The sequence below is a fragment of the Dyadobacter sp. CY323 genome (genome assembly GCF_021390245.1).
Taxonomy (GTDB): domain Bacteria; phylum Bacteroidota; class Bacteroidia; order Cytophagales; family Spirosomataceae; genus Dyadobacter.
The window spans coordinates 412,334-425,311 of record NZ_JAJUXH010000002.1 but is presented as its reverse complement, the minus strand read 5'-3'; the positions used below and the strand labels follow the sequence as shown (position 1 = coordinate 425,311).

The window sequence follows — 12,978 nt, the reverse complement described above, 5'->3', positions numbered from 1 at the left end:
CTCACATTTCACTCAGATAATATGTTTCAGCGGAGAACCTTTCTAAAAACCGGTGCATTGGCAGTGGCCGGGGCCGTTACTTCCAAGTGGAGTTTTGCCAAAAGCTCAAATGCCGATTTTCCGGTAGTCCGTATTCCGGCGGACAAACGCAGTTTCACAAGTCCGGCGGTCGAAGCGACGATCGTTCGGATGAAAAAAGTAATCAAAGATCCGGAACTGGCGTGGCTTTTCGAGAATTGTTTTCCAAATACGATTGATACCACCGTCCATTACAAAATGACCGACGGAAAGCCGGATACTTTTGTGATCACGGGCGATATCGACGCGATGTGGCTTCGCGACAGTACCGCGCAAGTTTGGCCGTATCTGCCTCTTTTAAAAGAAGATAACAAGCTGAAAGACATGGTGGCCGGCCTCATCAACCGGCAAACGAAATGCATTCTCATCGACCCATATGCGAATGCATTTTACGACCGTCCGAAGGAAAGTGAATGGACGAAAGATGCAACCGATATGAAACCCATGCTGCACGAGCGCAAGTGGGAGCTGGATTCGCTTTGCTACACGATCCGTCTGGCTTATAACTATTGGAAAATCACCGGCGATACTAAACCTTTCGATGCCGATTGGGTGAAAGCAATGGGGCTGGTTTTGAAAACGTGTAAAGAACAACAAAGGAAGGAAAATGCAGGTCCATATAAGTTTGGCAGGGTTACTTCCTGGTCTACCGATACCGTTCCCGGAAATGGGTATGGAAATCCAATTAAGCCAAATGGGTTGATCGCCAGTACATTCCGCCCTTCGGATGATGCGGCGGTGTATCCGTTTTTCATTCCTTCCAATTTTTTCGCGGTCGTTTCATTTAAAGAAGTGGCTGAGATTTTGGATAAAACCGGCCAGGATTCCAAGTTGGCTGGGGAGTTCAAAGCCTTGTCTGCCGAGGTGGATGCTGCATTGAAGAAATTTGCGATTTACAATCATCCGCAGTTTGGCAAAATATATGCTTTTGAAGTGGATGGTTTCGGCAACCATTTATTAATGGACGATGCCGGGATTCCAGGGCTGATCAGTATGCCGTATCTGGGTGCTATGTCGGTGAAAGATCCGATCTACATCAATACTCGGAAATTCGTTTTAAGTGACTCAAATCCCTACTTCTTTAAAGGAAAAGCAGGCGAAGGTTTGGGTAGTCCGCATACTTTGATCAACCAGATCTGGCCAATGGGCATCATCGCACGAGCAATCACTTCGACCGACGACATGGAAATTGAGGCTCAGCTGAAATTGTTAAAAACGACGCATAACCACACCGGCTTCATGCATGAATCTTTTGATAAGGATGACGACGCCAAGTTTACGCGGAAGTGGTTCGCGTGGGTAAATACGTTATTCGGGGAGTTGATTTTGAAGCTGGAAAAAGAGCGGCCGCATTTGTTGGCGAAAGTTTACTAGATATGCATGCCGTTATGCACGTTGCTGGTGTTGTCACCAGCAAATGCCGTTGCCGGTGTTGTCACCGGCAACATGCATCTGGCCTCTATATTATCACGGGCAGCTCCCTTTCCGCGCCAACTTCGCTATAAAAGTCGCCGTCCGAAGATTATTCACAATATGAACCCGCATTTCCGGTGTTACCCGAGCAAGATTCTCCATAAATAGAAAATCCTCCACCAGCATATGAAGCGATTCAATCATTTCACTTGCACTATCGCGTCGGAAAAATTCCTGCACGATTTGCAGTTGATTGGGTAGTGCGTGTTCAGCATCGTTAACTTCATCTTCTAATTTTGATTCTTGCTGTTTGTTCATAGTTTTGTAAAAGTTTAATTGTAATTGATTGAACTCAACCCGGATGTAATGTTTTCAGACCGTACTCCGGGTTTTTTCTTTTTGCCAAACTGTGGAACTTTTCCAAATAATGGCACGAAATTTTTTTATTTTAACTTGAATGTAATTAGTGTCTTTTCATCTAGCTCGCCAAAATCGGATAATATATTTTTCATACGCTTTCGGGATATTCCTTTGTTATAAGTGTAATCCCGCCAGCCATTTATGTATTTGCCCACCTTAACGTCTGCCGGTAAAGCTGGGTAAATATTTTTAAGCCACCACTCAAATGCTTCTTCAAGGGAAGAGAACTTCTTCATATGACAAATATATGATTCTGTGGATAATTTCCAAAATATTATTTTTTTGCTTTTAAATATTATTCAAGCTGGCTTATAGCAAACCTCAGTTCTCACTTTTACTTCGCCAAATTCTTCAAGTATTTCCTTCATTCTTTTCTCTGAAATGCTTCCATTGTGCGTATAATCCCGCCAGGCATAAGTTAATCTTCCTTTTTTCTGGTCTGCCGGGAGTTGTTTATATGTGTTATCTAAAAACCATTTGAAGGCTTCGTCAATTGATGAGAATCTGATAATCACTTCGGTATGTATTTAATTAATGTCTGGATCTCGATTTCTCCATATTCTGAGAGTATTTCTTTCATTCGTGTATGTGATATTCCTCTATTGTAAGTGAAATCTCTCCACGCGTATGTAAGTTTTCCTTTTTTGATCTCAGCAGGTAGTGATGGATAAATGTTAGTGAGCCACCATTCAAAGGCCTGCTCAATCGAACTGAAATTTTTCATTCAAGCGCTTTTCGTACATTTTGAGTTCTATAATTCCTTCCAAAGTGGTCGGGGCCGTTATTGGATAATGTTTTAGATCATACGCTTGTAAAGCGAGTGCGATAGCGAGAATTTCTGCGGATTCTTCTGTAGTTACATTTGCTGAGCCTTTCTTCATTAACACGTCTACTTCGGCAAGCAGGATATTGTACATCTTTTTGTTCGTCACTCGGTATTTATTCTTTGATGCGGCCATATTGTTGAAAAATGTTCGATTCCTTAAAAATCAGAAATAAGAAATTCAGTTTCTGGATTGGTTTATTTGCCGGTCAGGAAAAGTTTAAGGATTGACATAACTGTTTTAAATTCAGTTAATTATTAAAAAACCGAAAAAACATGGAGTTGAAATTCCATATTTTTTCGGTTTTGCCGAGTTTGACGCCAATGTTGGTGTTCTCACCAACATCTACCAATCCTCCCTAAATATTCCCTTTAATAAACGCCAACCCATCCCGCATTAATTGCTCCTCGGAATCAAACATCTTCCGCCAGATATTAGCGACCGGTAATTTCGGGCTGAATGCTTCAATACTCAGCCAGCCGTCGTATTTAATGTCTTTTATGGATTTGAAGACACCTTCCCAATCTACATTTCCTTTGCCGGGCGTTGAACGGTCGTTTTCGGAAAGTTGAATGAACGAGATCCGGTCGCCGGCTTTGCGGATGGTGTCACCAATGTTTTTCTCTTCAATATTGGCATGAAATGTGTCGAACATGATCGTGCAGTTGGGATGATTGATATCGTCCACGAAACGGATCAGTTCATCGCCGCAACTGGTGAGGTAAAGTTCAAAACGGTTCAGGTATTCGAGCCCTAATGTGATGTCGAGAGATTCCGCGTAATCTGCGACTTCGCGGATACCTTCCACGCCCCATTGCCACTCTTCTTCGGTGGCCGGTTTGCCGGTAAAAACGCCTAATGCGGAGTGAAATGGGCCCATTAACTTCGTTGCGCCCAAAACCAGTGTGCAGTCGAGTACACTTTTGAGGTGGTTTACAGTATGCCTTCTCATTGCTGGGTCCGGGCTGATCAGATGCTGCTCGGGGCCGCAGATCGTGTCTGTTTCGCAAGCCAGACCAAGGTCATCCAGCTTTTTACGGAAGCTAAACCAATGTTCCGGATTTGGATTAAATATGGGTACTTCCACGCCGTCAAACCCGATTTCTTTGATCAGTTCGAGGGTAGGAAAAAGGCTTTCATCGATTTGATTCCCCCAAAGGAGAAGATTCATGCTGTATTTCATCAGATTGCGGCCATTCAGGCGAGTTACTATGTTTTGCAAGTTTAGTGCAAAAAGATACCTATTATTTTACACGATTTGACGGGTATTGGTTTTAAATTGATATTCATAAAAAATGGCAGCTCCCGGGAAGGAAACTGCCATTAATATAAAATCCATATCAGTTTTACTGTGCTCTCGCGAAAATGAGCTGGTTGTTGTTTTCGTAATAGAGTATCAGCGTGTTTTGTTTGAGATCGTAAAGGTTAACATTTGGCAGTGCATTCACGAAGGTATTGCCCCAAGCAGTTTCGGCCCGCTCCGTGCCGCCGCCGCCAAGTTGTATCGTATTCTGCTGAGCCGTTTCGTAAAAACCTGTGAGATAATTTGTTGATGAAGTGCCTTCTAGCTCGCCTTTATCTTTGAAAAACAAGCTGATATCCATTTGACCTTTGGCGGGACTAGGCTTTGTAAGTTTCTGTCCGTCCTGCACGATGCTTTCGAGCTGCCATTTACCAGTAAGCTCCATGTTACTGTTGATTGTGGTCGTTTTTCCACATCCGGTCAGGAGCGCGAAAACGAGCATATAAAGTGTCAGAAGTGCAAAATTTTTGTTCATGATGGTGATTGTCAGAATAACGAATTGAGGACGTGGTACTGGCAAAAAGGGTTGTAACGAAAACCTTTTCAGCGCAGACGTTTTGTAAAAAAGTATGCCACTGTTTACCGGTTGGGTTTGTAAATAATACAACGATGAAAACGTCACAATCTTTCACCGTTCACTAATTGAATATTATTGGCATAGTACTTTAAAATAACCGTATTTTGATGTTATTTTTGGCAAATCAGAAAGATGTTGGTGAAAATACAGACAGTTCTATGAAGGCCCCCATTCATAAAAATATCGAAAGCCAGGTACGTACCGTCACGGTGCAAGAGCTCAAAGCTCCTCATTTTGATCCCAACTGGCATTTCCACCCGCATTATCAATTGTTTACGGTTTTGGAAGGAACCGGCAAACGTCTGATCGGGGATTCCATCCAAACTTTTGGTCCAGGCGATACCGTTTTTCTTGGACCCGATGTACCCCATTTATGGCGCAGCGATTCAGCGTATTTTGATCAGGGATCCACACTTTTGACGCATGGCGTTGTACTGTATTTCCAGGAAGATTTTCTGGGAAAAGATTTTCTGGACAGGCCAGAAATGCTGGCATTAAAGCAGCTTCTTCTTGAATCAAAAAGAGGAATTGAATATAAAGGCGCTCAACGCGAACACATTCGAAACGAGCTCATGTCGCTGACCCACACCGAAGGTTTCAAAAGCATTTTGCAGTTACTGACTCTCCTCGATAAACTCGCGCACGAACCAGGCGGAACGCCGATTTCCAGTTATGGATATGTAAATACGTACAAAGTTTCGGAGACGGAACGAATGCAAAAAGTGCATAATTACGTTTTGCAGCATTTTTACCAGGAAATCAGGCTGGGCGACGTGGCGTCACTGGCGGGCATGACCGAGGCGGCATTTTGTCGCTATTTTAAGGCACGGGCAAACAAGACTTTCATTGATTTTGTAAATGAAATCCGCATCGGCCACGCCTGCAAGTTGCTTTTAGAAGATAAATGGACGATTGCGCAGATTGCGTATGATAGTGGATTTGATTCTTTGTCAAACTTTAATAGAAACTTCAAAAAATACATTGGCCACACGCCGAGGGAGTATAAAGGGAATTATTAGGAAGATAATACGCCCTAGACTTGGCAAGTCTTATAGACTTACCAAGTCTACTCCTAATCATCTCACATTTTACTTCTCACATTTCACTCCTTACCCCTTCACGTAATTCGTCCCGAACGGCGCTCTCTGCGCACGTGATAGCGTCGCGCTGGCTTCTTTGTTACCAATGAAATCTTCTTTTTTAGGATCCCATTTCAATTTCTGTCCGGGTAGTTTCATGGCCGTGTGAGCGAGCAGACAAGCTGTGCACGAACGCTGCGCGATTTCGGCATGACTGATCGTTTGTTTTCCGCTTTGAATGCTTTCGATCCAGTTTTGGTGTTGTTCCGGACTTTCATAAAGATGTATTTCATTCGCGCCGATCACAGATCCCAGAATTTTCGGGTCGCTGGCATAAAACGCTTTGTTCTCTTTGGCCGCCGCCGCGGCACCTGGATCAGAAGCAGTTACACCTACATTGCCGCGGGAAACGAAAATCCAGCCTTCGGTTCCTTCAAATTTGATCCCATTTGGGTTTGTTCCCCCGATTTCCATTTCCACGCCATTCGCGTATTTGGAATTCACAAGAAAGTCTCCGTGAACATCCCAAAGTCCTGAACCTTTCGCAGGGAATTTGGCTGTGCCTTCAATTTCAATCGGTCCGGTAAGTTCGGTATCCATGCCCCAATGCGCAATATCGATGTGGTGGGAGCCCCAGCCGGTTATCATACCAGCGCCGAATTGCTCCAGACGCAGCCATCCCGGACGTTCGTTCAGTGGGTCTGTTTGAGAATGTACCCGATCTAATGTATAGTAAATTTCCGGAGTCGAACCCAGCCACATGTTGTAATTTAAATTGGGAGGTACCGGCATCTGAGCCGTATTTCCCCCAGCCGGATCGCCTGGTAGACCAACATATACCTTTTTCAATTTCCCAATGCGACCATTCCTTACCAGTTCACAAGTCCTTTTAAATTGCGGCCACGGGTTCATCGAACGCTGCTGACTTCCCAGCTGAAAAATCACCTTCTTCCTTTTGATCGTATCCGCCATCATCCGACCTTCTTTAATGGTCAGCGAAGTTGGTTTTTGCATGTAAATATGCTTGCCGGCAATCGCAGCTTCCATGGCAGGCTGTGCATGCCAATGGTCTGGCGTACTGATGATTACCGCGTCAATGTCTTTTCTGGCTAAAATTTCGTGATAATCATCGTATGTCTTAACGTCCAGATACTTTTCCTTTCCAGTCCGCTCCGCGTATTTTTTCTCGATCCAAACCTTTCCGTTTGCCAGCCGGTTTTTATCAAGATCTGCAACCGCGATCACGTGAGCCGCCTCATTCTTAATTACTTCGGGTAAATCGTGCGATGAACCGATCCGGCCGAAACCAATTTGTCCGATATTGATCTTGTTACTGGGGGCATTTTTGCCAAAAACACTGGACGGAACAATGGTTGGGAACATAGATGCTGCAATAATGCCTGCAGTTCCGGTCGCAGCCGTTTTTATGAATGATCTTCTGTCCTGATTGACTTCCTGGTGATTGTCTTTCATTGTATTCAAAGTTAGAATGGACGACTAATGAACGTGTTATTTAACGCGAACTTCATCCTGCGGACTAGTCGCATAGGCTTTGCTGTAATTCCGGGGCTTTTGCGGACCAATTGCAAATTCGATGGCCCCAAGAAGATGTTTTCTTAATTCTACCGTGTCATAATCTTCCTTTTGATGCCCGAGTGAAGAGTAAAACGCCCGGCCGCCATCGTACTCATGCCACCAAACGGACGGAAAGACAGTGCCAAATGTGTCGAGTGCTTTTCCAGCGGGTTTTTGGATGGTAGTATGATCATTTACAGCCAGTACCGTCAGATTTACAGCCATTTCTTTGACAAAGTAAAATTCATCTTTTTCACGTTTCCAGGTCTGAGGTAAATGCGCCAGTGAAGGGTTTTTCGGATCAAGGATTTTTACTGAAAAACTTTGTCCCGGCTCATGCCAGAAGAATGTCCCGCCAAGCATATTTTTAAACCATTTCCATTTCCGCTCGGTCCCAGACGCTGAATGCAGTCCAACAAAATTTCCTCCTGCCTGCATATACCGCATTAATGCAACCCGCTGCGCATCCGTATCAAACACGTCATTGTTGGTATTTGAAAAAAACAGGACATCATATTGTTTCAAATTGTCATCCGTAAATTTCGAAGCATCACTGGTCGAATCTACCACAAAACCATTTTGCTTCCCAATCGCCTGAATCGCCTCGACAGACTTGGCAATATTATCGTGCACATATCCTTTACCGTTCCGGGTATACACAAGCACTTTTACCTTGTTCCATTTGACTTTTTGGGCGAAGATTGGATTAAAATTAACTAGTGTGATGAATAAAATTAGAAACATCGGTCTTGCTATTAATCGAATAACTGTACTCATTCTTGTTGGATTTAAGTGTTCTATTTTGGTTTATTGAAGCATATCATCTGGTTCAGAACCTTCTGATAGTTCTTTGGCATTTGAACGGCTGACAATACTCTTACCTGTTTTTGACTCAATTTCTTTCCGGGTATTTCCAGCAATTTCGCCTCCTGCTTTTGCTATTGCCTTGTTTTCTTCAAAAGTTTCCGGTTGTTTTTCTTTTGATATTTCCGTCGTTGTCGCTTCTGCGAGCATATTGAGTACGAGTTCAAGATTACTCATATGATCTCGTAAATTCTCTTTTTTTAAGTTTTTGTACTGCTTGTATTCTTTAACCGTTTTTTCACTCCAAGCCTGCGTAATAATGTCAGTCAGTGTAGCAAATTCCTTCCCGGCTTTTACTCCACGATTGTCCCATTCGTCTGTCAGCTCTTTCCTGACCTCGATGCTTTTGAGGCGCTGATTAATCCATTCTTTGCTGTACCCTTTTTGAAGATAAGCTTCCATCGCCCGGTCAATGGACAATTCAGGATTTTCTGATTCTTCAATTCTTTCGCTTCCAACTTTGGCTAGCCACAGCTTAAATGGTTCCGCTTTTGGAGAAGGGATTGACTGGATTAGTCGCAGCATTTGCTCTGTATCTGCCACGTCTGTCACTCTCTTTTTGCCATCGGCTGCTTCCATTTTCAAACCGTTACAATTTGTAACGGTTTCATTTCCTTCCGCTGAAAGACGTTTTTTTAAGACTCTCCAGTAAACCTGCGGATTTGTACTTTCAGTTAGTGCGGCTACAATGTCAACGATCGAAAACAGCCATTTTTCATTTTCCTCATCCCAGTGACTTCTGATTTTTTGTTGTTCAAAAAGCTTGATTCCTTTTTCCATTTCGGTGTATAGTGTTTAGTTAAAATACATTTGAGACTACTTATCTCCACTTAAAACCCAATCGAGTTTCCACCATCAACCGGCAACGAAACGCCGGTAATGAACTTCGCGGCTTCGGAGGCCAGGAAAACGGCTGCCCAGCCTATATCATCGGGTTTTCCCCAAATTCCCATGGGGGTACGGTCCATGGCTTTATCCCTGCGCGATGGATCGCCGTTCATGGCGGTGAGCATCATGGGGGTTTCTATAAAACCGGGAGCGACCGCATTTATCCTTACGTTAAATGGAGAAAATTCTGTCGCGAGTGCTTTCACCATTCCGCCGACTGCTGATTTGGATGCCGTGTAAGCTACTACGCGATCAATTCCGTAAAGCGCCGCCATTGACGTGATCATGATAATGGAACCCCGTTTCCGGTCGATCATTCTTTTTCCGCATTCCCGGGTAATGGAAAAAACGGCGTGAAGGTTTGTCTGGATGATTTTGTCAAAATCCTCATCAGTGACTTCTACGGCATGTTTTTTCATATTGATTCCCGCATTATTAATCAAAATATCGATCTCGCCTATCTCGGATTCGATGTCTTTTATGAGCGCAGGTAACGATTTCAGGTCCGTAATGTCATTCACAAAATAATGCGCTTTTTCACCCAATAAAGCCACTGCTTCCTGCAAAACCGGTTCCCGACGTCCGGTAATGACAACACTTGCCCCTGCCTTCACCATGCATTGGGCAATGTTGAGTCCGATCCCGCTTCCTCCGCCGGTAATGAGCGCCAGTTTGCCGGTTAGTGAAAATACATTCCGTGTGTCTTGGTTAGAAATACCTTCTTGCAATTCTGACATTTAAATCAATGGTTAGATCGTGTATTATAATTCCGATAAGGAACGGGAAATACTCATTTCCAATCCTCTCAATTCCGCTAATGCTTTCAATCTGCCGATCGCAGAATAGCCGGGATAGGTTCTTTTTTGCAAATCGTCCAGCATTTGAAATCCGTGATCCGGTCGCATGGGGAGTGATTGATCCGCGTAATTCTCATGTTTTCTCCGTTGTTCTTCCAGCACAAATGCTTTCACAACTTCATACATATCCACATCGCCGTCGAGATGCGGGGCTTCGTGAAAATTATTTGTGTGATTACCCTCAGAATCAATTTCTCTTTTTGTCGTTCTCAAATGCACGAAGTGAATGCGGTCGCCCAATCGACGCACCATTCCAGGAAGGTCATTATCCGCCCGGACTCCCAGAGAACCGGTGCAAAAGGTAATCCCATTTGCCCGAACATCACAAGCTTCCAGCAATTGTTTCAGGTCCGATTCGGTACTCACCACCCGTGGCAATCCGAGCAGGGATTTTGGAGGATCATCGGGATGAATGCAAAGGTTAATGCCTAATTCCTGTGCAACCGGCGCAATTTGACGAATGAAATAATACAGGTTCTCGCGCAGCTCTTTATCACCGATTTCGGAGTAATTGTTGAGAAGATTTTGAAAATTAGTAAGTTCAAAAGCCTCCTCCGAGCCGGGCAAACCAAGAAGTACTGTGTTAGTAAGTACCCCGATTTCTTCCGGCGACATCCCATTTAATTTCTTCAGAGCAGATTCCTGAATACCCTCGTCATAATCATTGACAGCCCCTGGCCTTTGGAGAATGTACAGATCAAAAATGGCGAAATCCTCCCATACAAACCGCAACGTTTTCTGCCCCTCGGAAAGCGTATAATCCAAGGCGGTGCGCGACCAGTCGAGTACCGGCATGAAGTTGTAGCAAACCGTTTTTATGCCGCATTTGGCAAGATTTTGAAGCGAGATTTTGTAGTTTTCAGTGTAAATGTCCCGCGAAGGAAGGCCCTTTTTAATGTCCTCATGAACCGGAAGACTTTCTACGACTAGCCAATCCAGCTTTGTAAATTGTTCATTTTCAGCTTCAATGAGTTGTTTTCTCTCCTCGATCGCCTCAATCGTCCATATCTCCCCAACCGGAATCTGGTGAAGTGCGCTGACAATGCCGCTGCATCCGGCCTGACGAATATCCATTAAAGAAACGGGATCATTCGGCCCGAACCAACGCATGGTTTGTATCATTGATTCGATTGATTGATTTACAAATTATAGAGTAAACAGAAGACGCAATCAATCGTAATTTTCCCTTACAGTAGGAAAGGAATCCAATAGAGGTTTAAGCAAATCACTAAAACCAATTAGTTGTAGTGGCCTTTGAGAGAGTATATGATGATTTTTTGAGAGGAAATCGTGTAGATAATTCTGTGTTCGCGGTCAATTCTTCTCGACCATTTCCCGCTAAGGTTTTCTTTAAGTGGTTCCGGTTTTCCGATTCCGTCAAATGGTGTAACCTCAATATTTGCAAGTAATTGCTTAATTCTTTTGAGGATTTTGTTGTTCCCTGTCTTCTTCCAATATTTTAAATCTTCGAGTGCATCAGTAGTGAGCTCTATTTCCATATATCATCCAAATCGACTTTAACCGTACGTCCGGCCTTCACGTCTTCATCGCCACGCTTTATTTTTGCGACAAATTCTGGATTATAAATGCTTTCAGAACGATCTTCTGTTTTGAAGGGAAGATCAAGTGCTTTAAAAAATGCTTTTAACGCTCTTTTTTCGTACTGATTTTTAGGTTGCACAATGAATGTTTCCATAGTATTGAAGTTGAAATGCAATCAAAAATAGAAATTTACCTTGTCACATGCAATCAAGAAACCCATTAGCGAAGCACTGTTCAGCTCAAATTTCTACTTTCAAAATAAAAATCTGCTGCGTCGCGAGATCGCTTTCGTGAGATTTAACCAAACGATTGAAAGCAAGCCTTTCTCCATCCGGCGACCAAACCAAATTAGACGGAGCTGCGTCAGTTGGGCTGGTCAATATTCGCAATCTATTAGAAAACGGGTTTTCTGACACTTCACACAACACTATACTTCCCTCAAAAATATAGCTCAAATGCTTTCCGCCGGGATGCCACCTTACATTACCAGTCAAATCTGAATCGTACTCCGTGATTTGTCGCGGTTTTCCGCCATTTGGTGAAATGGTGAATAGCTGAGAAACGCCTTTTTCATCTTTGGCAAGAAATGCGAGTGAAGTACCATCGGGCGAAGATCTCACAATGCCAGAACAGCCGGGGTGCTCGGTGTTTGCTGTGAAAGTCAACCGTTTTTGAAAAGCTCCTTTGGGTGGCATTGGAAAATCATCGTCGGTTCCTTCCAGCGGCCCGAGTGGCCCGGGCTGGGTAATATCATCTGGAATGTCAACGATGAAAACCTCGGGCACGTCTTTGCCGTTTTTACCTTTTACAGTTCCAAGAAATGCCCGTGCGATTTGCCTTGTTCCTTTTTCTGCGATATAGCCATTCGTTCCTACCCAACTATCACTTGCAGCGTGACTAATTTCGTCGCTGCCAGGAGCTGGATTTGGCACTACTCTCACCACCAGTGCACTAAGCCATTCCCCGCTGACATTTTCAGTATTTTTATCAACAATAACAGGCCGCATTTTTTTTGAAACCCCAATGGTACGCAAGTTTTTCTTTTCGCCGGTTGAATCTTCCAATGCCTTTAATATTGCATCGTTGTAAGTAAAACCGATCCAATTTCCATCGCCGCTCCATTCATGACGATGTGTTCCGCCGCGTAATGCGCCGGGAGTAAATGGAGGATTCAAATCTCGGGCGTCCATATAAATCGGCTTGTTAGGCTGGGAATCATCGATGATCACACCCGTTCGCCGCCATTGCTGGTAGGGATTTTCTTTTGAGCTATTTGAAAGTCCGTGAATAAAAACAACTTTGTTTTCTTTCGGACTATAACTCACCGCGCCTGCTCCCGGGCCCCATACTCCATTGTTTTTTATCTTAAATAAAACCTCCTTTTTACCACTTTCAACATTTACCCTTTCAATCCGGGAAGACTCTGCAATTCCTCCGTCATCCGTTCTCGTATCGTAAACCAGCCATTTCCCGTCTGGTGAAAAATTATCGTTATTGTCCAGATCGTGATGGTAGCTGAGATCGTTCGTTAGCTGTTTTTCTTCGGTCATGTACTGTG

Annotated in this window: 17 protein-coding genes; 2 read left to right on the top strand and 15 right to left on the bottom strand. The window is 43.8% G+C overall.

The window, feature by feature from the left end; all coding sequences use genetic code 11:
- Positions 1-21: 21 nt before the first annotated feature.
- The gene (locus LZG72_RS05205; protein ID WP_233868401.1) at positions 22-1,452 is read left to right on the top strand and encodes a glycoside hydrolase family 125 protein; all 1,431 of its coding nucleotides are present in this window, start codon (positions 22-24) and stop codon (positions 1,450-1,452) included.
- Between the two features lie 93 nt (positions 1,453-1,545).
- On the opposite strand, the gene LZG72_RS05200 is transcribed toward LZG72_RS05205, so the two are convergent.
- The 7 genes from LZG72_RS05200 to LZG72_RS05170 all read right to left on the bottom strand — a co-directional run bounded on the left by LZG72_RS05200 (position 1,546) and on the right by LZG72_RS05170 (position 4,513).
- The gene (locus LZG72_RS05200; RefSeq protein WP_233868400.1) at positions 1,546-1,809 is read right to left on the bottom strand and encodes a hypothetical protein; all 264 of its coding nucleotides are present in this window, start codon (positions 1,807-1,809) and stop codon (positions 1,546-1,548) included.
- A gap of 125 nt (positions 1,810-1,934) precedes the next feature.
- Positions 1,935-2,147, bottom strand: a complete 213-nt coding sequence (locus tag LZG72_RS05195) for a hypothetical protein (RefSeq protein WP_233868399.1) — start codon at positions 2,145-2,147, stop codon at positions 1,935-1,937.
- A 63-nt stretch (positions 2,148-2,210) separates the two neighbouring features.
- Positions 2,211-2,426 (bottom strand): hypothetical protein, encoded by a 216-nt coding sequence (locus LZG72_RS05190; RefSeq protein ID WP_233868398.1) that lies wholly within the window; start codon positions 2,424-2,426, stop codon positions 2,211-2,213.
- Positions 2,423-2,635 carry a hypothetical protein gene (locus LZG72_RS05185; RefSeq protein WP_233868396.1) on the bottom strand — a complete coding sequence of 71 codons (213 nt, stop codon included), beginning with the start codon at positions 2,633-2,635 and terminating at the stop codon, positions 2,423-2,425. The genes LZG72_RS05190 and LZG72_RS05185 overlap by 4 nt, the downstream gene beginning before the upstream one ends.
- Entirely contained in the window at positions 2,613-2,870 is a 258-nt protein-coding gene (locus LZG72_RS05180; RefSeq protein ID WP_233868394.1) for a hypothetical protein, read from the bottom strand. Before LZG72_RS05180 ends, LZG72_RS05185 begins: the two co-directional genes overlap by 23 nt.
- Positions 2,871-3,093: 223 nt before the next feature.
- Positions 3,094-3,918 (bottom strand): sugar phosphate isomerase/epimerase, encoded by an 825-nt coding sequence (locus tag LZG72_RS05175; RefSeq protein ID WP_233868892.1) that lies wholly within the window; start codon positions 3,916-3,918, stop codon positions 3,094-3,096.
- A 163-nt stretch (positions 3,919-4,081) separates the two neighbouring features.
- A complete protein-coding gene (locus LZG72_RS05170; RefSeq protein WP_233868391.1) occupies positions 4,082-4,513 on the bottom strand; it encodes an META domain-containing protein in 432 nt (143 codons plus the stop codon).
- 260 nt (positions 4,514-4,773) lie between these two features.
- Between LZG72_RS05170 and LZG72_RS05165 the strand changes: the two genes are divergently transcribed.
- On the top strand, positions 4,774-5,634 hold the full coding sequence (locus LZG72_RS05165) for an AraC family transcriptional regulator (protein WP_233868890.1): 861 nt from the start codon (positions 4,774-4,776) through the stop codon (positions 5,632-5,634).
- A gap of 90 nt (positions 5,635-5,724) precedes the next feature.
- On the opposite strand, the gene LZG72_RS05160 is transcribed toward LZG72_RS05165, so the two are convergent.
- The 8 genes from LZG72_RS05160 to LZG72_RS05125 form a co-directional block, all read right to left on the bottom strand.
- A complete protein-coding gene (locus tag LZG72_RS05160) occupies positions 5,725-7,167 on the bottom strand; it encodes a Gfo/Idh/MocA family protein (RefSeq protein ID WP_233868388.1) in 1,443 nt (480 codons plus the stop codon).
- Between the two features lie 36 nt (positions 7,168-7,203).
- Positions 7,204-8,013, bottom strand: coding sequence for a ThuA domain-containing protein (locus LZG72_RS05155; RefSeq protein WP_233868385.1), 810 nt, complete (start codon positions 8,011-8,013; stop codon positions 7,204-7,206).
- 63 nt (positions 8,014-8,076) lie between these two features.
- The gene (locus LZG72_RS05150; protein WP_233868382.1) at positions 8,077-8,913 is read right to left on the bottom strand and encodes a Bro-N domain-containing protein; all 837 of its coding nucleotides are present in this window, start codon (positions 8,911-8,913) and stop codon (positions 8,077-8,079) included.
- Between the two features lie 50 nt (positions 8,914-8,963).
- Complete coding sequence (locus LZG72_RS05145) at positions 8,964-9,758, bottom strand: SDR family NAD(P)-dependent oxidoreductase (protein WP_233868380.1); 795 nt, start codon at positions 9,756-9,758, stop codon at positions 8,964-8,966.
- A gap of 24 nt (positions 9,759-9,782) precedes the next feature.
- Positions 9,783-11,000 (bottom strand): mannonate dehydratase, encoded by a 1,218-nt coding sequence (uxuA, locus tag LZG72_RS05140; protein ID WP_233868378.1) that lies wholly within the window; start codon positions 10,998-11,000, stop codon positions 9,783-9,785.
- A 116-nt stretch (positions 11,001-11,116) separates the two neighbouring features.
- Positions 11,117-11,377, bottom strand: coding sequence for a Txe/YoeB family addiction module toxin (locus LZG72_RS05135; protein WP_233868376.1), 261 nt, complete (start codon positions 11,375-11,377; stop codon positions 11,117-11,119).
- Positions 11,368-11,574 carry a DUF2683 family protein gene (locus tag LZG72_RS05130; protein ID WP_233868374.1) on the bottom strand — a complete coding sequence of 69 codons (207 nt, stop codon included), beginning with the start codon at positions 11,572-11,574 and terminating at the stop codon, positions 11,368-11,370. The genes LZG72_RS05135 and LZG72_RS05130 overlap by 10 nt, the downstream gene beginning before the upstream one ends.
- An 85-nt stretch (positions 11,575-11,659) precedes the next feature.
- The gene (locus LZG72_RS05125; RefSeq protein ID WP_233868372.1) at positions 11,660-12,970 is read right to left on the bottom strand and encodes a DUF3748 domain-containing protein; all 1,311 of its coding nucleotides are present in this window, start codon (positions 12,968-12,970) and stop codon (positions 11,660-11,662) included.
- Positions 12,971-12,978: the final 8 nt, after the last annotated feature.